This is a genomic window from Flavobacterium sp. MDT1-60 (assembly GCF_014844035.1).
Classification (GTDB): Bacteria; Bacteroidota; Bacteroidia; order Flavobacteriales; family Flavobacteriaceae; genus Flavobacterium.
In genome coordinates this window covers 3,601,173-3,624,077 of sequence record NZ_CP062159.1, presented here as the reverse complement: position 1 = coordinate 3,624,077, position 22,905 = coordinate 3,601,173, and the positions used below count along the sequence as shown (strand labels likewise).

Here is a 22,905-nt window from a genome sequence, read left to right as displayed (position 1 = left end):
TAGTCATCATGTCGATAAAAGAAAAAATATTAAAAGGCGATTTCTCAGACCTTTTGCTTAATCGTAATAATGCGCATTATGTTCATCCATCGGCAGTAGCAAAAGTTTTTGCAACTATTCCTTTTGAAGCTGCTTTGAAAGCCTATCAGGCCCTACCAAGTAAAAATCAGGTAACTGTATTTTCTTATTTAGACACTTTTTTGCAAAAAAAAATTATTAAAAATTTCTCTCCTAAAAAAAGTGAATTCATTTTGAATGAGTTAAGCTCCGATGATAGAATGATGTTTTTTTCAACTTTAAAAAGTTTAGAGCAAACTCATTTTTTAAGTCTGCTTAACGAAAAAAATAAAGATAGTGTTCAGAGCTTATTGGGTTATCCAAAAAACAGTGTAGCTCGAATTATGGATACCAATATAGCAACTACACGATTTGATATTACCCTGGCAGAAGCCATATTAGAAATAAGAAGCAAACATACTGACGATGAAACGACTAACGTAGTTTTTGTAGTTGATAGCGATAATAAACTTATAGATGATATTCCCATCAGAAGATTTGTATTGAATGATCCGGACAAAAAAGTTTCAGATATTTTAGATGGCTTTTGTCCAAGTTTAGCAATTTCAGAAACAAAAGAGGATGCAGTTACTAAATTCAAAGAGTATGACAGAGATGTTTTGCCGGTGGTCAATGCACAAAATGTCTTGTTGGGCGTAGTTACTATTGATGATATTTTAGATGTTGCCGAACAGGCCAACACTAAAGAAATACAAAAGATAGGAGGGCTGGAAGAGCTTGATTATCCTTACGTAAAAACATCATTTTTTTCATTGCTAAAAAAACGCGCCAGTTGGTTAATTATTTTGTTTTTAGGCGAAATGCTAACAGCTACTGCTATGGGGTATTTTGATGGCGAAATTCAAAAAGCAGTTGTATTGGCATTATTTGTTCCCTTAATTATTTCAAGTGGAGGAAACAGCGGATCTCAGGCTGCAACACTTATTATCAGGGCTATGGCTTTGAAAGAGATTGGTTTGAAAGATTGGTGGTTCGTCATGCGCAGAGAAATTTTATCAGGTTTGTCATTAGGAGTAGTTCTGGGAAGCATTGGTTTGATAAGAATTGCGATATGGCAAAATTTGCATTGGTACGACTATGGTCAACATTGGTTTTTACTGGCCGTAACCATATTTTTCTCTCTAATTGGTATTGTAATGTGGGGAACATTAAGCGGTTCAATGATACCAATATTGTTAAAACGATGCAAGATAGATCCGGCTACTTCATCAGCACCATTTGTAGCTACATTGGTAGATGTAACGGGATTAATCATTTATTTTTCAATAGCATCCATTATTTTAAAAGGAACAATTTTATAAAGCAACATATATCATGAGCGAAAAACATTCCCATAATCATAGCCATTCTCATAATGTTGTGCCGGCAAACATCAACAAAGCATTTGTTATTGGCATTATACTCAATTTGTTGTATGTGATTATACAAGTAGTTATTGGATTTCGAATAAACTCACTTTCGTTACTCTCTGATGCAGGGCATAATTTTTTGGATGTGGCAGGATTGGGTTTGTCAATGATTGCCTTTAAACTGATGCAATCGAAAACAACTGAAAAATATACCTATGGTTACCGTAAAGCCTCTATTCTTATATCGTTGCTCAATGCCGTGATATTACTTATTTCCATCGGCGCAATTGGCTATGAAGCAATTTTCCGCTTTGCAAATCCACAACCAATACCAGGAATAACTATTGCTATCATTGCCTCCATTGGTATTGTGATAAATGGGGTTTCAGCGTTTTTATTTTTCAAGGATAAAGAAAAAGATATTAATATAAAATCCGCATTTCTGCATTTACTTTCTGATGCGTTGGTATCATCAGGTTTGATTTTAGGTGGTATTATTATTTATTATACACATTGGTTTTGGATTGATCCGCTTTTGAGTATCATTATTTGTCTTGTAATTATTGCCAGTATGTGGCGTTTACTCAAAGACAGTTTGCGTCTTTCTTTAGACGGTGTACCTGAAAATACAGATTTTGATACTATAAAGGCAGCAGCTCTAAAAATCAGCGGTATAAATAGCATTCATCATATCCATATTTGGGCAATAAGTACTACTGAAAATGCTATGACTGCACATCTTGTAATAAATGAAGATGTAAGCCCGGAGCAATTACAGGTCATAAAAATGCAATTCAGACACCAGATGGAACACGAAAACATCCATCATATCACGCTTGAAACAGAATATTCAAATTGTGAAAATTTTAATTGCTAATATTTTAATTAAAAAAACAATGATACAAGCACACATCTATATAGATAAGGATGAGTTAAAAGGAGCAAAGCCTTTATACGAATATATTTTAAGAATTTTAATAGAACAAAATATTCAGGGAGCAACTGTATTCCATGGTAAATTGGGGTATGGAACGCACCAATATCTTAAAAGGCCAAATGATTGGTTCAGTTTTGATGAAACTCCCCTGTTGATCATCTTTATTGATGAAGATGAAAAAGTAAAATTAGCTTTAAAAGCTTTGCGAGAAGTATATAAAGGCGGTTTTATAGTTACTAATCAAGTCGAAAAATGGTAATATAATGATTAAGAATTTACTCTTATTCAGCCTGCGAAACCGCTGGGCTGTAATTGCGATCAGTGTTGTATTGATGGCAATAGGATTTTGGTGTTTTACCCAACTAAAAATTGAAGCTTATCCTGATATTGCAGATACTAATGTAATTGTAGTTGCTCAATACGAAGGCAGGGCAGCTGAAGAAGTAGAACAACAAGTTACGGTTCCTATCGAAAGAGCTTTGCAAAACACACCTAATGTTTTAGACCGCAGAAGCCGCACTATTTTTGGTTTATCAGTAGTTCAGCTTACTTTTAAAGATGGAACAGATGATTATTTTGCACGCCAGCAAGTAACTGAACGACTTGCAGGTGCAGAACTGCCGGCAGGCGTTGCGCCGGAATTAGCACCACTTTCTACAGCAGTAGGCGAAATTTTCAGATATGTTGTAGAAGCGCCATCAAACTATAGCCAGGCGCAGCTAAGAGATTTGCAGGATTGGGTTATAAAACCAGCTTTGTTGCAAGTTCCGGGTATTGCTGATGTTACTACTTTTGGTGGTCCCCTTAAACAATTTCATATTATTACTTCTCCGGAAAAATTAAGAAAATACAATCTTACTTTGCAAAACGTGATGGATGCGGTAAATGTGAATAATCAAAATACTGGTGGAAATATAATTGAAAGAGGCGGGCAGGGATTTGCAGTACGAGGTTTAGGAGCTATTAAAACAGATCAGGATATTCAAAATATTGTTCTTAAATCTGAAAATGGTGTGCCTGTTTTTGTTCGTGATGTGGCGACAGTTGAAATCACTCCACCACCACCAAGCGGTGTTCTGGGATATACAGTAACCAAAGAAAAAAAAGATGTAAGCAGTGGTGTTGAAGGCATTATTCTTTTAAGGCGATATGAAAACCCGAGCGAGGTTTTAAAATCTCTGAAAGAGAGAATAGCAGATTTACAGGAAAACGATCTGCCGCAAGGTGTAACCTTACGACCGATGTATGACAGAAGTTTTTTGATAGACCATTCGTTAGAAACTGTTGCGCACACTTTATTAGAAGGAATTTCTATTGTAATTATACTGTTGATTTTATTTCTTGGAAGTGCCAGAAGTGCCTTGGTTGTCGCCTTAACTATTCCATTTTCGTTACTGTTTGCTTTTATTTTAATGAAACTTACAGGTATTCCCGCCAATTTACTTTCGCTTGGAGCAATAGATTTTGGAATTATCGTAGATGGAGCCTGTTTAATGGCAGAACATCTTATTAGGAAATACAGAACAGCTACACTTGAGGAAAGACAGAAAGGTATTGTGAAAATCACGCTACAGGCTGCGCAAGAAGTGGGAAGAGAAATTTTCTTTTCGGTAACTATCATCATATTGGCCTATATGCCAATACTTTTAATGACCCGAGTAGAAGGTAAATTGTTTTCTCCGATGGCTTTAACTTTAGCTTTTGCAGTTATAGGTTCAATGCTCGCGGCACTGACCTTTATTCCGGTGTTGATTTCGTTTGTTTACAGAAAAGAATTGCTAGATATTGATAAACCTATTAAAGAGCATAAAAATGTTGTACTGGATTTTTTAACTAATGCATACGAAAAAACATTATCCGGATTTTTAAATAATTATAAAAAAACTACCCTGATAGGTTTCTCAGTTGTTACTGTATTTATTTTATGCGGATTAAAATTAGGAACCGAATTTTTGCCAACATTAGATGAAGGGTCTATCTTTTTAAGAGGGAATTTCCCTGCTGGAATTTCCATACAGGAAAACGCGAAATACGCTCCGAAAATCAGAAAAATTATTGCTAAATATCCTCAAATATCCTATGTAATAACGCAAACGGGTCGCAATGATGATGGGACTGACCCATTTCCTGCCAATAGAAATGAAATTTTAGTCGGGCTAAAAGATTATAAACTCTGGAGTGATACTATTGCTAAAAAAGATTTGGTTGAAATAATTAAAACAGATCTGCAGCAACAAATTCCATCAGTACAGTTTTCTTCAGGACAGCCCATTATTGACCAGGTTATGGAGATTGTAAATGGCAGCGCTGCCGATCTTGCCATTTCTGTTGTTGGCGATGATTTGCAAATGATGAGAAAAAAGGCTGAAGATATTGCAAAAATTGTTAAAAAGATTAAGGGTGCAGCCAATGTAAATATTGAACAGGAAGGCCAGCAGGAACAATTGGCAATAGATATTAACAGGGAACAAGCTGCCCGTTTTGGGATTAATGTTGCTGATATTCAAAACATGATAGAAGCAGCGATTGGAGGGAAAACTATTTCTATTTTATATGACGGAACAAAGCGTTATGACATTGTAGTTCGGTTTTTACCAGAGTACAGAAATTCTATTGATGCTGTAAAAAATATTTTAGTACCATCATCTAATGGAGCGTTGATACCAATGAGCCAATTGGCAAATATACATTTTGTGGAAGGACAGACTAATATTTATCGCTATGGCAGTAAACGTATGATTACCGTTAGAACAAATATTAAAGGAAGGGACCAGGGAAGTTTTGTAAAAGAGCTGAGACAAAAAGTAGAAAAAAGTGTTCATGTGCCTAAAGGATATAACATCATTTATGGGGGACAGTATGAAAACCTGGAACGAGCAGGAAAGCAATTGGCTTTTACGATTCCTTTGACCATTATTATGGTGTTTTTATTTCTGTTTATGTTGTATAAAAACCTTCAGCATACCATGATTACAATGAGTTGCATATTGTTTGCTTTAGGAGGTGGTATCGTAGCCTTGCTCCTTCGAGGGTATTATTTTAATGTTTCTGCCGGGGTTGGTTTTGTGAGTATTTTTGGTATTTCTGTAATGGCAGGTGTATTGCTTGTTTCGGCTCTTAATAGAAAAACCTTATTTAAAGAAAATAATTTGCATGAAAATGTATTGACGGGATCAAAAGAGCAATTAAGGGCTTTATTGTCAATTCTTATTGTTGCTATTATCGGACTCGTTCCTGCTGCGATATCCTCAGGTATTGGCTCAGATGTGCAACGACCGTTGGCAACAGTAATTATAGGCGGATTAACAAGTACACTGTTTTTTGCTCCAATATTAATTCCTCCATTATATCTTTGGATGAACAAGAAGAGAAAAGTAAAACCTTTTAATTGAGGATCGTATCAAAAATATTAAACTATTGCAATTTAAACTTGATAGACAATAACAAATGCTCAGAAATGAGCATTTGTTATTGTTGAGTTATCAATTATTGTCGGTAGTTATCATCTACGGAGTCAAACTATGTAACTAGTTTTAGAAGGTTTAATTTTGTTTCAGAAACTAAGGTAATCAAATGTTTTTCTTTTCAAACCTCTGCCAACTCGCTTAAAACTTGGAAATCTTCAGGTATAAGGTTCGAATTTTGCGCCAAGGAGTTCGGTTAAATTTTCATAAATAGAGACCTCGAAAGGGCAAATGGCTATAAATTTTATAGAAGATTTGAAGAGATTGGCTTACTAAATTTAGTGTCTGTCTCTCATTGGATTTGAGAATTTGGTTTGGATGTCCTGTTGGGGATTGATGTGAAAATTTTATCTAAATTTGAGTTTGTCTAATATAATTTATAATTCCAAACCAAAACCGTGAGTCATTTTTTCTTTTTATATTTTTAATTTCAAATCAAGTATTTATAAAAAACTTTACTTATCAAAAAGGTATCTATTGGGAATGCTTTGGTATCTGGTATCATTACTCTAATTTTTAATTTTGTCAGATACAAATTTTAAAATTAAAATAAGATGAATAAGGCATTATTATTAATTGATATACAGAAAGAATATTTTAAAAATGGGGCATTAGAACTTGTAAATCCTATTGGCGCAAGTGAAAATGCAAAGAAATTATTGGAGCATTTCAGAAAAGAAAATGGGACTATTATTCATGTGCAGCACATATCCGGAGAAGGAGTTCCTTTTTTTGTTCCCGGTACAAAAGGAATAGAAATTCATGAAAATGTCAAACCGCTGGAAGGAGAGAAAGTAATCATTAAAAGTGAATTTTGTGAAAATGCTGCATACAGAATAGTTCGCTTAAATAAATTTACTTCGTCAGCATAGGCCAATTTATTCTGTTTTTTACCTCTAAAAATAGAAAACAAATTCTTTAATGTAACATCTGCAACACCATCAATTTTCCTATCAGTTGGTATAATGGTTTCTACTCCTTCAATGGCTTGCCATAAACCAGGATTAGTACCTGCCAAATGTATCTGGCGATATTCTAATAGTACTTTATTGGAAGCAATTATTTGGGCATGAGGACCTTTTCATCTATCCATACCTGCCTGACGTGGTTTGTCGGAACGCATCCATAATAGAATTGAAGACGAGAGATGTTTTTCAGATTTTACATTCGTTGCAACTTTTACTGGTTTTGTATTTTGGGCATAAGCCCCAAAAAATGAGCTAAAACCAAGAGCTATTAATAATAATATTCTTTTCAATTTTTTAAATTTATTGAGTTAAAAAGGGTATTGCTTTTTTAAGAAATTCTTCGTGATATTGAAATATACCACCATGCCCGGAATTGGTATAAATTACATAATCCTCACCATTCTCCCAGGCTTTGTCGCCTAAAATATTACCAGGATTGGGCATATTTTGGCATACATTCAAGTCAAATCAATAAAAAAGCGATATTAATTCTAGAAAGCATTTTGGAATCCATGGCTAATTTTATTCCAACACACATCTTTCTTTTGGAGAAATATCATTTATACCAACAACTTAATGATGTGGTATTATTTTGTTAACGAAAAACATGATAAGAGTTTGTTTGGGAGGATATAATTTCGCAAAATAAAATAAAATTTATTATTCGTTTAAAAAAACAAATAATGATAATTTATTACAATTGGTACACTCACTATTTACAATAAACAGCTAAATGTCTTTAAATAAGCTAAATGATGAGATTATTACTTCTTTTGCCAACGGTAATAAAGATGCTTTTATAGCTGTTTATAATCATTATCAGCAAATAGTATTTAACAACGTCGCACGGCTTATTCCACAAACCGATGTTGTTGAAGATGTATTGCAGGAAGTTTTTTTGAAGCTTTGGGAAAACAAAAACAAATTCCAGGACGAGCATGCAGTAGCTTCGTGGTTATTCTCTGTCAGTTACAACCAGTCTATTTCCCATATCAGAAAATTGATTCGAGAAAGAAAGTATCTGGAATCCATGAAAACAGATTTCAATTTTGAATACGATCCCGAAAGCGAAGTTGAAATAGAGAATATCAAAGAAAACATTTTGACGGAAGCTATTAATCAGTTACCGTTGCGCAAAAAACAGGCCTTTGAACTTTGTAAATTACAGGGGAAAACCTATGCTGAAGCTGCCGAAATTATGAATATATCTTCAGAAACGGTAAAAGAGCATATTACCCTTGCCCTAAAATTTGTGCATACCTATACAGTAAATCGCTACGAAAAAGAGTCAGCAATATCTTTATTTATCATCGGTTTATACTTCCGTACTTAGTCTGTTTACAGTCAGATCTTAGTATTTACAATTAATCCTTCTTTTGTTAATAATTACTTAACTAACACTGTACCCCCCATTTTTATAAGTCTTGCGTTTTTAGAATAGTTGCGGTATGCCAGATACCCCTTCTTATTTTAAGGACAAGACATGTAATTATACTATGAATAAAATTCAATCACTTATTGAAAAATTGTGGAAAGGAACTATAAGTCCCGAAGAAATCACAATATTGGAAAATGCTTTAAAAAATGTAAATGACGAAGAAAGTAATCAAGTCAAAAATCATTTTAGAAAATTATACGATCAGGATGATGCCCCTGATCAAAACAATAAAAACAAGACAATACTTTTAAAACGCATCCTGAAATCTATTGACGATAGCGAAATGCGTCAACCAAAACGATTGACTCTTAGTTCAAAATATATCTGGTGGGCTGCGGCAGCTATAGTTGGTATTTGTACTTTATTTCTTTTCCAAATAAATAATCACTCTCTGGATACAGCAGATAGCAAAATTGCGCAAGTAATTCAAAAATTCAAAATAATTCAAAATAAGCAACATCATAGTATAAACGTTGATTTGCCTGATGGATCTGCAATTGTTTTATTTCCTAAAAGTGCAATTTCTTACAATCAGGAATTTAATAAAAAAGACAGGATAATTAACCTCAAAGGAAAAGCAATATTTAAAGTTGCCAAAAATAAGGCAAGACCTTTCAGCGTATTTTCTCAGGGATTTGCTACCACCGCATTGGGTACACAATTCTTAGTAACGAGTACTAAAGAGAATCAGATTGAGGTAAAACTTTTTGAAGGACATGTAAGAGTACGAGATACACATAGCAAGGGTAAAAATATTCCGGACATCTATCTAAAACCCGGACAATTGGTGACTTTGAACAAGCTAAGTGCCAAATACGAAATAAGCACATTTAGATTAAACGAAAATACACTGGCAACTACAGCTAAAATTACTCCTAAGAATCAAATAGTGACCAACAATGGCTCGCTTAATTTCAATAATACACCACTTAATATGGTACTACAGAAACTAAGTGAAAAATATAAAACGACTATAGACTATGACAAGGAAACTGTTGAAGGACTTTATTTTACAGGAAGGGTTGAACAAACAGACAAGCTCAACACTGTATTATCCATCATAGTAAATATGAATGAATTAAAATTAAAAGAAGAGCAAGGAAAACTCATTATAACAAAGTAGAACAATTAAAATTTAACGACTAAAACAAAAAAAGAAAATGAATCTATTATTTATGCCGAAAAAAAGAAAGTGGCCGTTATTTACCTGCCTATTACTGTTTATTGCCACGCAAGCCATTGCACAAACACAAAACCCAATTGTATCGGGTACAGTAATATCCGAAAATGGCGAGGCTCTTCCGGGAGTAACCGTACAAATTGAAAACAATGATCATAAAATAGTGGACTCAGGTATTACTGATGAAAAAGGTTTATTTACAACTTCTGCCCTAAAATTAGGAGAAATCTATGACTTCTCTTTTTCCTCTATGGGGTATCAATCTACTCAAATAAAATCATTTGCAGTAAAAGCTGGCACTAACACACTTTTAGCAAGATTAAAAGATAACAACGAGAAATTAAACGAAGTAGTGGTGGTTGGTTATGGTACTCAACAAAAGCGTTTTGTAACAGGTTCTGTAACAAAAGTGAGTGCGGAGCAACTATCTAATTATAGCGGAAGTAACTTTGCCCAACAATTGAGCGGTAAAGCAGCCGGTATTCAAATTAACGAAGCATCAGGACAACCGGGTTCAAACCCTCAAATTATTATTCGCGGTATTGGTACATTGACTGCCGGACGTAACCCTTTGATTGTAGTAGATGGTTTTCCTCTAACGGAAGGAACTTCTTTCAATTACATTAATCCAAATGATATAGAAAGTCTTGAAGTATTAAAAGATCCTGCATCTGCATCTATATATGGTTCCAGAGCGGCAAACGGCGTAATTCTTATCACCACCAAAAAAAGTAAGGCTGATATGTTTAATATAACTATAGACGCTTATACCGGATTTCAACAACGATCAGATAAAGTAGAATATGTTAATGCGCATGATGCTGCTATTTTTTTTACTGAAGCAAGAGATCAGGGATATATATCTAAAGATCCTGCAAACAGAAGCATAACAGATGATCGTGCGACCAGAGTTGCAAAAGGAGCTTCGTTGAGAGAATTACGTCTAAATTATCTGGATCCTTACCTGAACAACCAAACCGGCTTGACAGATACAAACTGGACGAATGAAATATTCCGTACAGCACCTATAAGTAATATAAATGTGGCTTTGAGCGGCGGGAACGGAAAAACATCTTACTATACTTCCTTCAATGCCTTCAATCAGGAAGGTTTAGTGGTCGAAAACGGATTAAAACGTTACAGTGCCAGTATAAAATTAAACAATAAAATATCTGATAAGGCTGAATTTGGTGTAAGCCTGAACCCTTCTTATACAATACAGCGTTATTATAATGAAAGTGGTGGATTTGACGAACCACTTGGTGGAGTCAGAGCAATGTATCCTTTCTTCAAGCCGTATAATGATGACGGTACTTTGGCCATCAGTCAACAAATAAAAGCCAATCAGCCCGAAGATGGTGCCTTGGTAGAAAATCCGATTGCTTATCTTAATATGGTAAAAAACAACCGTACTTTCTTCAAGCTTTATGGGAATGCGTTTATCAACTATTCTATAATAAATGGCTTAAAATATAAATTTACTTTAGGCGGGGATTTTTCACAAAGTATGTATGATTTTTATAACCCTTCTAACCTGGGAGCTTATCGCACACCTGCGCCTAAGCCGGCAACTGCCTCAGAGACTGACGGATCATTAACAAATTACTTATTAGAACATACCTTAACCTATTCTAAAAAAATTGACAAGCACGATTTTACTCTTTTGACAGGCTACAGTTACCAGAAAGAAAATTCATACTCAACTATCATAACCGGAGCAAATATTGCCGATGATAATATAGACAACATTGGTGGAGCCAGCTCTTTTACTGTAAACGCTAACAGATACAGATGGGTGCAAATCTCTTATTTTTCAAGATTGCAATATATTTTTGCAGACAAGTACATTGCCTCGTTCTCTTATAGAATGGATGGTTCTTCAAGATTTGGGGCCGATAGCAGATGGGGTAAATTCCCTTCGGTAACAGCAGGTTGGATTTTCAGTAAAGAAGGATTCTTCCCTGAGCAAGATGTAGTTAGCTTTGGAAAATTGAGAGCGACCTGGGGACGTTCCGGGAATAATCAAATTGGTTCTTATGGTTCATTGGGTATTGTAACAGGAGGTAATGCCGCCAACAATTATATATGGGGTAATACGCCTGCTTCGGGCTTTAGTGCTTCAACAACACCAAATATAAATCTTTCGTGGGAAACCAATACATCTTATAATTTAGGTCTGGATTTGCAATTATTTCGAAAAATTGACATTACTGCCGAATATTATAATGCCACTACTTCTAATTTATTGCTGGATGTACCTGTTCCGCAACAATCGGGTTTCAGTAGCTCCTTACAAAATATTGGAAAAGTTCAAAATAAAGGATTAGACCTTAGCATCTCTGCCAGTGATATCAAATTAGGTCAGGTGAGATGGAATCCTGGTGCGAATATCTCTTTCAACAAAAATGAAGTATTGGCTTTGGCACCAGGTCAGACACAAATTATTTCAGGTAGTGCAAGCAATATTATTACAAAAGTGGGCGGCCCTATAGCCGAGTTATACGGTTATCAGATTATGGGTGTATATAAAACACAAGATCAGTTTAATGATCCAGGCACACCAAAATTGCCGGGTACGCAAATGGGAGATTATATTGTAAAAGATGTAAATGGAGATGGCATAATTGACACCAAAGACTGGACACCAATGGGTACTTATTCTCCAAAATTCACGTATGGATTCTCCAATTCTTTTGCTTACAAAAACTTTTCATTAACCTTTTCATTAACAGGTGTTGAAGGCCGTAAGGTATATGAAACAAACCTTGCTACATTTGAAGAAGCAGGAGAAGGATTCTCTACGCCATCAAAATATTATTTTGAAAACAGATACCATCCTATAGATAATCCGAACGGATTTTTTGCTCAACCCAACTTAGGAAATTTTTCTGCAGCCCGCAGAGCTACAAAAGCATCAAATTTGTATATCCTTGATGCCGATTATTTAAGGCTTCGTGATGTACAATTGGCCTATACGCTTCCTTCATCTATAGTAAAAAGAGCCAAAATAGCGAACATGAAAATTTATATAGGTGGAAACAATTTATTCACCATTACAAAATACAGAGGATATAATCCGGAAACAACTTCTGGTTCTGCCTTAACAAACGGGCAGGCAACATCCAACTATCCTGTGGCCAGAACCATTATTTTTGGTACCAATATCACCCTTTAACAACTAAAACGAATACGATGAAAAAGATATTTTTTGCAATAATTGGAGCTGTCTCTCTTGTTTCCTGCAGCAGCGACCTTGATCAACATCCCTTAACGGATAAAGAGTCGGGTAAGTTTTTGACCACCGAAACCGAAGTAGAAGAATATGTCGCCGCAACCTATGCCTCATTACAGGCAAATGGATTGTATGGTTTGTATTTGCCCGCCATGGGCGAAGTACCTTCTGATAATACTTATGAAGAAGTACCGGCAAATGACGGTGCAATTTACGGAGATTTAGAAGAATTTAAAACCGTTCCGACAAATGGAATGATTGCTGATAACTGGAAAGCCAGCTATGTTACCATACAGCGCTGTAATGTAGTATTGAACAGAATAGCCGGAGTAGCCTATAAAGCAGATGCTGTAAAAAACTCCAGAATTGGAGAGATGAAGTTCATAAGAGCATTAATTTACTTTAATATGGTACAGTTTTATGGTGATGTTCCTTTGACAACTGACGAGACCAAAGATCCAAATGTTTATTTTGGTAAAGGTCGCCAACCGGCAGCCGATGTTTATAAGCAAATTATCCAAGACCTTACAGATGCAATTCCGATTTTACCTGCATCAACAACACAACCAGGACGTGTAATAAAAACGGCGGCTCAGGCTTTGTTAGGGAAAGTGTATCTTACACAAAAAGATTATACTAACGCAAAAATCCAAATTGATGCTGTTGTAAATTCTGGTGCACACGCACTATTCAATGATCCAACCACACTTTTTGATTTAGCAAACGAAAATGTAAGTGAATTCATTTTTTCAGTACAGTTTGGTTCAGGTATAAACAGCAATACAGAGGGCAGTATTATGGTTCAACAGTTTTCGCCTTCGGGTGTAATAAGTGGTGCCAAAGGACATAGCTTGCCTACCAAAGAATTATACAGCAAATACATTGTCGGGGATAAAAGAAAAGACAACTATGTTAAGCTTTCTTCTGCCGGGACTCCGTACAATAATAAACTGAAAAAACCCGTAGCACCAACACCTCCTGCTGATGGCGGAAGCAATACAGTGGTACTTCGTTATGCTGACGTGTTATTGATGCAGGCCGAAATTGAAAACGAATTGGGTAATACACTTACAACAGCAAAACCAGCATTAGATAAAGTAAGAAACAGAGCCGGACTTGCTCCTGCAACTGCCCTTACACAAGCTGATTTGCGTGATGCGATTGAACTGGAAAGACGGTTAGAATTAATAGGAGAAGGTTATCGTTGGCTGGATTTACTTAGAACCGGAAAAGCAATCAGTACGATGAATGCCTGGTTTATTTCCCAAAACAAACCTACGACAGTAACTTCTCAGTTCCTTTTAATGCCTATACCGCAAAATCAAAGAGATGCAGATCCTACCATAACACAAAATAAGGATTATCAATAGTAATAAGTACAGAATCGCTATACTTCAGCATGACAATTTGATACTGAAGTATGGTGATTTCTATTTTTATAAAAAATTAATTCATACAAAGATGAAAAAGCTATCAATAGTATTGTTCACTTTTTTCATTTACACTTTTGCAGTAGCACAAGAAAATAATGACACGACCAATATTCTTTGGAAAGAAGGCTACATGGACATACACCATATCAACACTGGTCGAGGTGTCTGTACCTTTTTTATATTACCGGACGGAACAACCATGATGGTTGATGCCGGTGATATGGACGATACCTATTATGCAGGACCTGATTCCAGAAGTTGGCCATTGACGGTAACACCTGCCTATCCTGATAAGAGTAAAAATTCAGGCGAGTGGATTGTTGATTATATGAAACAGGTTTATCCGCAGGTAAAACAAATTGATTTTGCTCTTATTACCCATTTCCATTCAGATCACATGGGAGTCATTCAACAGGATAGCAAAACAGCTTTGCAAGGTGGATACAAACTTACGGGAATTACGCAGGTTGGTGATTTGGTCCCCATCAAAAAACTGATTGACCGTGGCGCTCCTAACTACAATTTCCCACTTGATTTGAATAAATATTATACCGAAGAAAACAGTATTTTCCTTAATTATCAAAAATTCATTACAGAAAACAAAAAAAAGGACTTGAAAGCAGAAGGTCTTGATGTGGGAAAGTCGGATCAATTGGTACTTGTAAAAAACAAAAAAAAATATCCGGATTTTCGCATAACCGGAGTTAAGAGCAGCGGTACTATCTGGACCGGTGTTGGTAATCAAACACAGGAATACATTGTGGCCGACAGCATCGTTAAAAAAGGAAAATTCAACGAAAACCCTTTGAGCCTTGCCATAAAACTTAGCTACGGGAAATTTGATTACTTTACTGGCGTTGATAACACCGGATTGCAAGGCTATGGTTTACCCAAATGGTTTGACACAGAAACCCCCATGGCCAAAGCCGTAGGCAAAGTAGAAGTAACAACTTTAGATCATCATGGTAATCGTGATGGTACCAACGAAAATTTCCTTTCGTATTTGCAACCGCAGGTTGTGGTAGAGCAAACTTGGTGCAGCGACCATCCTGGTCAGGAAGTAATGCATAGACTTTTGTCAGACCATATTTACAAGGGGGAAAAAAATATTTTTGCGACCAATATTCAGGAAGTAACCAAACACACCTTAGGCTATTGGTTTACCAAAGGATATAAAAGTATGTTTGGACACGTAATTGTTAGGGTTTTACCAGGAGGCAATTCGTTTTACGTTCTTATTGCCGAGACAGTAAATGGTAAGATTCAAATAAAAAAATCATTCGGACCCTATAATTCTAATTAATTTTAAAACAAAAAATACTATGTATAATAAATATTTAGCCCTTATTCTTCTAACAACTCTTTTTTGTTATCAGGCAGAGGCTCAAAAAAAGGGAAAATCGGTTTCGCCACAACAGAAACTAGAGCAATTGTTTAATCCAAAAAATAGCGAAATATTAGTTACCGCTCACCGGGGCGATTGGAGAAATGCTCCAGAAAATTCTTTATTGGCATTAAAATATTGCATCGATATGGGTGTTGATATTATGGAATTGGATTTGAAAAGAACCAAAGACGGCCAGTTGATTGTAATGCACGACAGAACCATTGACCGTACCACTAACGGCAAAGGAAAACCGGAAGATTACACTTTGGAAGAGATTCAAAAATTTAAACTTAAAAATGGTTTGGGCAGACCTACTTCACATCAAATTCCAACTTTTGAAGAAATGCTTATTACCGCAAAAGGCAAAATATTGATTGACGTAGACAAAGGTTACGAATATTTTGGCGAGGTGACAGCACTCATCAAAAAACATAATATGTTTGATCAGACATTCATCAATATTGATGAGAACACCAATTTAGAAAGTGTGGAATCCAAATATGGAAAAGTAGATCCCGAGGCAGTATTAATGCCGGTTATTCGCTATACAGACAGTCATGCCGAAAAGATTGTAAACAGCTACATGAGTCATAAAAAAACTGTTTTCCAGCCTGTTTTTGACACCGATACAATCAAAACAATTAATGATTTACCAATGCTGAAACAGAAAGGTTATGGTGTTTGGATTAACAGTCTTTGGGCATCTTTAAACGGTGGTCATGATGATGATAGTGCGGTGGATGAGAACAAACCTGATGAATCCTGGGGATGGATAATAAAAAAAGGAGCTAATGTAATTCAAACTGACAGGCCAAAAGAATTACTGGAATATTTGAAAAATAAAAAATTACATCAATAACCATAACTATAGAAAAGATTTTTGCAAAAATGCAATAAGTCAGGATAGTTACGCTTAATCTGCTATCCTTACAGTTAATTTAGTTTATTGATTATCTTTGAAAAACACTTATAAATAACACAATAATGAACAGAAGAAAGTTCTTTAAAAATGGCTCCTTATTTACAATCGGCGCAGTAGTGATGAATCCTTTACAGGGTTCGGCCAATATTTTAGATTTAGAATCAGCTAATAAAAATAAGAAAGCAAAAAATATTATTTTATTGGTTAGTGACGGGATGAGCACGGGAACATTAAACATGACCGATTTGTTTTTGAACAGAAAAACAGGTAAAGGCTCCAATTGGATACAATTATATAAAGACAATAAGGTGTCAAGAGCTTTAATGGATACTGCCTCTGCGAGTTCTATCGTAACAGATTCATCGGCAGCCAGCTCGGCTTGGGGAGGAGGTTTTAGAGTAAACAATGGTGCACTAAATGTTAGTCCGCAAGGAGAACCGCATTTGCCGATTTGGCAGAAATTTAAAAAGGCGGGAAAAATGGCAGGTTGTGTTACGACCGTTCCCATAACGCACGCCACTCCGGCTGGCTTTTGTGTTAACAGCAAAAGCAGAAATGCTCAGGATGATATCGCCGAACAATATTTAGAGCTTGGCTTTGATGTTATGATGGGAGGCGGCGCAAACTATTTTAGTCCAGAATTAAGGAAAGATAAAAAAGACATGTTTGCAGCTTTTAAATCGAAAGGATATCAGGTTGTAAAAACGCGATCTGAAATGGAGACAGCTTCAAGTTCGCAACCTATTTTGGGAGTGTTTGCTGATGATGGACTTCCGTATAATGTGGATAGAAATAGTGATGAAAATTTAAAGAAAGCTATTCCGAGCCTTGGTGAAATGGCTCAAAAAGCAATTGACAGAATGAAAAATCATAAAAGTGGTTTTGTTTTGCAAATTGAAAGCGGAAAAGTAGATTGGGCAGCACATGGTAACGACATTGCAGGTTTGATAAATGACCAGATTGAGTTTGATGAAGCGGTAAAAGTAGCAATAGATTTTGCAGAGAAAGACAAAGAAACTTTAGTTATTATCACGACAGATCACGGAAATGCAAATCCCGGAATAATTTATGGGAAATACGCCAATGATAATTTTGATAGCATTCAGCACTATACCCAAACCAATGAGTGGATTTTGAATCAAATAAAAGAAGATACTTCAGTTTACAAGGTAAAGGAAATTATCGAAAAAGCAAATGGACACTCCGTTTCAGATGAAGACGCAAAAACAGTCTTGGGGTATTATGATGGGTTACATAAAGAAGACGGTTTGTATAATTACAAAAAACTGCCTTACAAAGCTTTTGCAGAAATGCAGGGAAAAATAAATTCTGTCGGATGGATCAGCATGGATCATTCTGCAGATTATGTTGAATTGGCAATGTTTGGTCCGGGAAGTGAACTTTTAAAACCTTTCGTAAAAAACACAGATTTACATTATTTAATGCTGCAGGCGGCAGAAGTCGATAATAAATTTTAAATGAGCCTAATAAAATTGGAACTTTTTCAAGAGTTTAAAGGCTTTAAGCTCTTCCGGTTAAGCTGAATTATAAGGTATTTAAAAACTCGTAACTGTGACCGATGGTGCGAGTTTTTAATTTGGATATAGTCTATTTTAATCTTCATGAAAAATTTTGAATATATCAATACTTTTCTTTTTAAACCTCTCTCCAACTCGTTTAAAATGTGAAATTTTTAACAAAAGGTTCGAATTCTGTACCAAATTGTTCACTTTAATACTTGAAATAACGAGCAGTAACAGGACTCGAACCTGCCTTGTTTAATATGTAGTTTATATTAAATATTAGACCAATATCATCCCGAACCCTTGTTTTTGAGCCCTTTACTTGTGGAACTTCTTAAACATTCCAAAAAGAAGATCACCTATAGATGTACTCCGAAATAATAAAGTTTCAAACCTAAATCCGTTAGGCCTTGATTTTACTGAAATTCCTTTTTTCCATTATTGTTGTGCCACGATTGTGCCACAAATTCAATTTGTCAATTTTGTAAAGACTTTTTATCTGTTTAACTTGTTTGAAATGAGTGTTATAGTTCGTGATTTTAAAAACCAAAACAAGTGATTTTTATCATAAACTAAAAATAGATCTTTATTAATTAACTTTTAATCCACGGAGAAAAATAAGCAGTTATTATGAAGCTATGTGTTTTTTAATCAATGCATTAAGTCTGATAAAGTTTTCGTTGTTGAAAAAGGTATAAACTCCAGTTTAAAGATCTTAAACAGATTGATAATTTATTATAGTAAATAGATTGTTAATATTAATGAGAGGTAATGTTAAAAATACCATAACTTGAGTTGTAATATTAAATTGTTTTTTTGATATAAAATTTTTTTTATGGAAAATAACAATGATTTAAGCAGAAGAAGGTTTCTTAGAAATTCTTTATTGGTTGCTGGAGGAGTTTTCATCACCCCACTTATTGAAAGCTGCAGTGACGATGATAAAACGGATAACAGCAGTGCGCCAGATGGAATGAAAAATGAAGGGTTTGAGACAGGAGTAGCCAGTTTTGACCCTACTGAAAAAGGAGTAATTATCTGGACAAGATATTCAACAGGTTCAGATGCTGAAATTACCTGGGAGCTCAGTAAGGATGCCGCATTTTCTGAAGTAACAAGAAAAGGGCAGGCAGCGGCATCTTCGATAAATGATTTTACAATAGCGGTAGATGTTCAGAATATTACCTCCAATACAAAATATTATTATAGATTTTATAATGCCAAAACCAAACAGGTAACTGTAACCGGAGAAACACGCACACTGCCCTCTAAAACAGATAGTGTAAATGATGTAAAAATGGCTGTTGTTTCCTGTTCTAATTTTCCAGCTGGACTTTTCAATGTGTATGGAGCGATTGCTTCTTCAGATGCCGATGTAGTGGTTCATCTCGGAGATTATATCTACGAATATGCGCCGGGACAGTATGGAACAAATCCTTTTACCAACCCGCTGGGCAGAGAACATAAACCAGCCAGGGAGATTACAAGCCTCAGCGATTACAGAGAACGATACAGACAATATAGAGGAGATAAAAATCTTCAGTTGCTTCATCAGAAAAAACCTTTTATATGTGTCTGGGATGACCATGAGTTTGCTAACGATTCTTATAAATCTGGTGCAGAAAACCATCAGCCGGCCGAAGGAGATTTTCAAATGAGAAAAATGGCCGCTTTTCAAGCCTACAGCGAATATATTCCCCTTAAAACAGGAAAAGATCTTAGAATTTACAGAAGTTTTAATTTCGGTAATATTCTTTCACTTTACATGATGGATACCAGAGTTATAGCAAGAGACAAGCAGATGAGTTATGCTGATTATATTGATAATGTCGGAAATTTTGACCAGACAAAATTTAAAACGGATCTGCTAAGCACAAGCAGAAAATTAATTGGAAGCGAACAAATGGCATGGCTGGGATCACAGATCAATGCAGATACTGCTAAATGGAAAGTACTAGGCCAGCAGATCCTGATGACAAAAATGCTGATTCCTGCAGAACTGCTGCTGCTTTTGAACCAAATTTTAGCAGAAGTCGATCAACTAGGAAGTGCACAGCCGGCAACCATGCAGGCTCTTACTGGTGCAATCTCTCAACTTGTCGTTATTAAAATGAGACATAAACAAAGTGATCCTTCTTTAACTGCTCAGGAAATTGCGAGAGTTACGACAACTTTGCCCTATAATCTGGATGCCTGGGATGGTTATTTTGCAGAAAGAGAACAATTGTATGCGATGCTTTCCGGAAAAAATGTTGTGGTTTTAGCCGGAGATACTCATAATGCATGGATGGGTAAACTTACCGATATGCAGGGAAATCATATAGGAACTGAAATAGCATGTAGTTCTGTTTCATCACCAGGATTGGAAGCTTATCTTGGAATTACCTCAGACCCTTCAAAAGCGATAGAATTAGCACAAGCATTTACAGTACTGATAGATGATTTAGAATATGCAAATTTGTATAAACGAGGATATGCGTATCTTAAATTTACATTATCTGGTTCTGAAACTGAATGGCGATTTGTAGACAATGTAACAACTGAAACTACCACTACTATTACAGAAAAAAAATATATTATAGCATAGTATTTTTGTGTTTATTCGGTACTGATTGAAATTTTTCGGTAATGCCAAAAAACTAAATAAATTGAAACTATAAATTAAATCGGGGCAGGAGTAATCATGTTCCGATTTTTTATATCAGATGATCTACCCCGGTACACCTTTAATATCAGTCAAATTGCATATATGTTTAAGCATGAATAAGCTAAAGGCATGGATTTATTTGAGCTGTGGTACCCCGATTAAAAGTACTGCTTACGCTTCAATGCTGTCTTGGAAATGATTAAAGATGCTGAAAATGAACTAAATGTGGATATCAAAAAAAGGACTTAATAAATCAATCGTTTTTATAAACAACAACAACTTGAAAATACTATTTAGTATATTTTTTCCTTAGGATTTTGATTTCTTCTTGATCAATTCCCCATCACTTTTCAAGCCTTCACCAGCATTATAATGATAGTTCAGTTTTTGAAAATAGCTTGTGTTCAATTCACACATCAGACAGACTGAATTTTAAAAGAATTCTAAATAAAAAAAGGAAACAGCGAGTAAACTCTGTTTCCTTTTATATTAGTTTTTATGCGAAATAACCTTGATCTATTTACCGCTTGAGGCAGTAATTTTTCCTAATTGAAGTCTGTAATCCGGTCTCTTTGCATTATATAGGTCAACAAAAGTTTCTTTGTTATCTGTGTGGGAATAAACATTAAAAAAGACGCTGTTACCGTACCAGTTTTCTAAATCTGTATTGTCAGTCTTGTTTTCTGAAAAGATATTGCCGCTGCATTGATTAAAGAACATCTCTTCAAATTTGATTTTTTTTAGATTAACCTCATTGATTTCAGTTTTACTATCTATAAGCACCGCAGGATTAAAACCAGAAACTACACTTCTTTTTAATTCCAAAGATGCATTTTCAGCAACATAAACAGCTTCTTTAACTAAACCTGCCTGAATATCTGCTGTAATATTTTCACTGTCGTTTAGCATTGTCATGTTTGAAGCACTAACGAATGTGGCTTTTTTGGTGAAGTCAGTTTCGTTTTTCTTTTCATAGGTTTTTACCTCCAGACATCTGGATCCATCTTTATTGCTCGATAAATAAGATGATCTCACAGCTAATGAATTAAATAATCGGCATTGGATTCCCTGCGTAAATTTAAAATCATCATTAATCGATTTATAGGATACTAATTGAGAGGTGTTCACATCACCTCCATAAAAAGCAAATGAATCACCGCCTGAGTAACTTACCATGATATTCTCCAAAATGGTTTTATTGCCCACTCCTGCAATAGTCAATCCATTAAAAGCATCCATTCCTTTAACTTTTTTACCGGCAAATTCAATTCGCACATATTTTAAGACTCCTGAATTTGAAGCTTGGTTGTTCCCTCCATATACAGTAAGTGCCGGATCAAGATCCATACTATAAGAACCAGCATTACCAAATTTATTTATTGGAGCATCGCCAAGAATTACCACGCCACCCCAATCACCTGCTTTTTTCATGCTTTGGTTTGAGGTAAATATAATAGGGTCTGTTTCCTGTCCTGCTGCCATAATTTGGGCACCTTTTGTAATTACAAGAGTACCTTTTGAAACAGCATCTCCAATAATTACTGTACCGGGCTCAATAGTGAGCACTGCATTATTAGTTACATATACATTTCCTTGAAGTATATATACATTTCTTTTCAGCAGTTTTGTGTTTTCAGTAATATTTCCGGCTAAAATTTGATTTGCATCTTTGGACTCGGCCTTTTGAGGCTTGAATTCTGTCCAGTTATCCAGCCAGTTGCTGTATCCTATAATTCCTTTTTCCTGCTGTGCACTTGCGCCGGCAGCTGTCAGCAGCAGGCAAATCATTAGAGTAATTTTTTTCATAGTCTTGGGGCTATTAGGTATTATATGTTCTTTAGACATTCAGCAAACAAAGTGTATTTAATAACAACAGTTTTTTGTAGTCTTTGGTAATCAATCTGCAAATTATATCAGTTAAAAAATGATAGAGTAAATTGCTGCGGCGTCTAATACAAATATAGATAAACAAGTTGGAGTCTGCGGGGGATTTACTCATATTTAACATTTGAGAAAGAAATTTAACAGTGTAGCTAATATTACTTTCAAAAGAAATTAAATAATAAACTTTGGAAGGTACGATATACATACATGTACTCAAATATATTTCTACTTCAGAGAATTTGAATCTGGCATTAGTCAGTAAAAAAATGTATTGTGGTAAAATCCGCTTATGATAATTGTGAGTTTTTGCTTATATTTTAAGGTGTGCTAAATTTAGTTTGTGAGAAAAGCTGTTCTGTAGCGTCCCCAATGCAGTGTTCTAAAAGCTTAACATTGGAAAATATATTTTAATACTACATTTGTTTACAATTTATTAACAATAAAACAATCTTTTAGTTAAATG

General features: G+C 35.2%; 16 protein-coding genes. 13 read left to right on the top strand and 3 right to left on the bottom strand.

Features of this window, described 5'->3' with window-relative positions; translation table 11 throughout:
- Nucleotides 1-8 precede the first annotated feature (8 nt).
- From mgtE to IHE43_RS15180, 5 genes are all read left to right on the top strand, one after another.
- On the top strand, nt 9-1,379 hold the full coding sequence (mgtE, locus tag IHE43_RS15200; protein ID WP_192184678.1) for a magnesium transporter: 1,371 nt from the start codon (nt 9-11) through the stop codon (nt 1,377-1,379).
- Between the two features lie 13 nt (nt 1,380-1,392).
- A complete protein-coding gene (locus tag IHE43_RS15195; RefSeq protein WP_192184677.1) occupies nt 1,393-2,304 on the top strand; it encodes a cation diffusion facilitator family transporter in 912 nt (303 codons plus the stop codon).
- Nucleotides 2,285-2,623, top strand: a complete 339-nt coding sequence (locus tag IHE43_RS15190; protein ID WP_225585134.1) for a DUF190 domain-containing protein — start codon at nt 2,285-2,287, stop codon at nt 2,621-2,623. Before IHE43_RS15195 ends, IHE43_RS15190 begins: the two co-directional genes overlap by 20 nt.
- 4 nt (nt 2,624-2,627) lie before the next feature.
- A complete protein-coding gene (locus IHE43_RS15185; RefSeq protein ID WP_192184675.1) occupies nt 2,628-5,756 on the top strand; it encodes an efflux RND transporter permease subunit in 3,129 nt (1,042 codons plus the stop codon).
- Between the two features lie 626 nt (nt 5,757-6,382).
- Entirely contained in the window at nt 6,383-6,700 is a 318-nt protein-coding gene (locus tag IHE43_RS15180; RefSeq protein ID WP_192184674.1) for an isochorismatase family protein, read from the top strand.
- A gap of 209 nt (nt 6,701-6,909) precedes the next feature.
- On the opposite strand, the gene IHE43_RS15175 is transcribed toward IHE43_RS15180, so the two are convergent.
- Together IHE43_RS15175 and IHE43_RS15170 are read right to left on the bottom strand one after the other, a co-directional pair.
- Complete coding sequence (locus tag IHE43_RS15175; protein WP_192188283.1) at nt 6,910-7,086, bottom strand: hypothetical protein; 177 nt, start codon at nt 7,084-7,086, stop codon at nt 6,910-6,912.
- A gap of 10 nt (nt 7,087-7,096) precedes the next feature.
- On the bottom strand, nt 7,097-7,240 hold the full coding sequence (locus IHE43_RS15170; protein ID WP_192184673.1) for a hypothetical protein: 144 nt from the start codon (nt 7,238-7,240) through the stop codon (nt 7,097-7,099).
- A gap of 289 nt (nt 7,241-7,529) precedes the next feature.
- Between IHE43_RS15170 and IHE43_RS15165 the strand changes: the two genes are divergently transcribed.
- The 8 genes from IHE43_RS15165 (at nt 7,530) to IHE43_RS15130 (ending at nt 20,498) form a co-directional block, all read left to right on the top strand.
- Nucleotides 7,530-8,129, top strand: a complete 600-nt coding sequence (locus tag IHE43_RS15165) for an RNA polymerase sigma factor (protein WP_192184672.1) — start codon at nt 7,530-7,532, stop codon at nt 8,127-8,129.
- Nucleotides 8,130-8,292: 163 nt separating this feature from the next.
- Entirely contained in the window at nt 8,293-9,357 is a 1,065-nt protein-coding gene (locus IHE43_RS15160) for a FecR family protein (RefSeq protein ID WP_192184671.1), read from the top strand.
- Between the two features lie 37 nt (nt 9,358-9,394).
- Nucleotides 9,395-12,589: a TonB-dependent receptor gene (locus tag IHE43_RS15155; RefSeq protein WP_192184670.1), complete on the top strand. Its 3,195-nt coding sequence runs from the start codon at nt 9,395-9,397 to the stop codon at nt 12,587-12,589.
- A 17-nt stretch (nt 12,590-12,606) separates the two neighbouring features.
- Nucleotides 12,607-14,016, top strand: coding sequence for a RagB/SusD family nutrient uptake outer membrane protein (locus tag IHE43_RS15150; protein WP_192184669.1), 1,410 nt, complete (start codon nt 12,607-12,609; stop codon nt 14,014-14,016).
- A 91-nt stretch (nt 14,017-14,107) separates the two neighbouring features.
- Nucleotides 14,108-15,382, top strand: a complete 1,275-nt coding sequence (locus IHE43_RS15145) for a ComEC/Rec2 family competence protein (RefSeq protein ID WP_192184668.1) — start codon at nt 14,108-14,110, stop codon at nt 15,380-15,382.
- Between the two features lie 19 nt (nt 15,383-15,401).
- Nucleotides 15,402-16,325 carry a glycerophosphodiester phosphodiesterase family protein gene (locus IHE43_RS15140; RefSeq protein ID WP_192184667.1) on the top strand — a complete coding sequence of 308 codons (924 nt, stop codon included), beginning with the start codon at nt 15,402-15,404 and terminating at the stop codon, nt 16,323-16,325.
- Nucleotides 16,326-16,450: 125 nt separating this feature from the next.
- The gene (locus tag IHE43_RS15135; RefSeq protein WP_192184666.1) at nt 16,451-17,866 is read left to right on the top strand and encodes an alkaline phosphatase; all 1,416 of its coding nucleotides are present in this window, start codon (nt 16,451-16,453) and stop codon (nt 17,864-17,866) included.
- Nucleotides 17,867-18,746: 880 nt separating this feature from the next.
- A complete protein-coding gene (locus IHE43_RS15130) occupies nt 18,747-20,498 on the top strand; it encodes an alkaline phosphatase (protein ID WP_192184665.1) in 1,752 nt (583 codons plus the stop codon).
- Between the two features lie 576 nt (nt 20,499-21,074).
- On the opposite strand, the gene IHE43_RS15125 is transcribed toward IHE43_RS15130, so the two are convergent.
- Nucleotides 21,075-22,364 (bottom strand): hypothetical protein, encoded by a 1,290-nt coding sequence (locus tag IHE43_RS15125; protein ID WP_192184664.1) that lies wholly within the window; start codon nt 22,362-22,364, stop codon nt 21,075-21,077.
- Between the last annotated feature and the right edge of the window lie 541 nt (nt 22,365-22,905).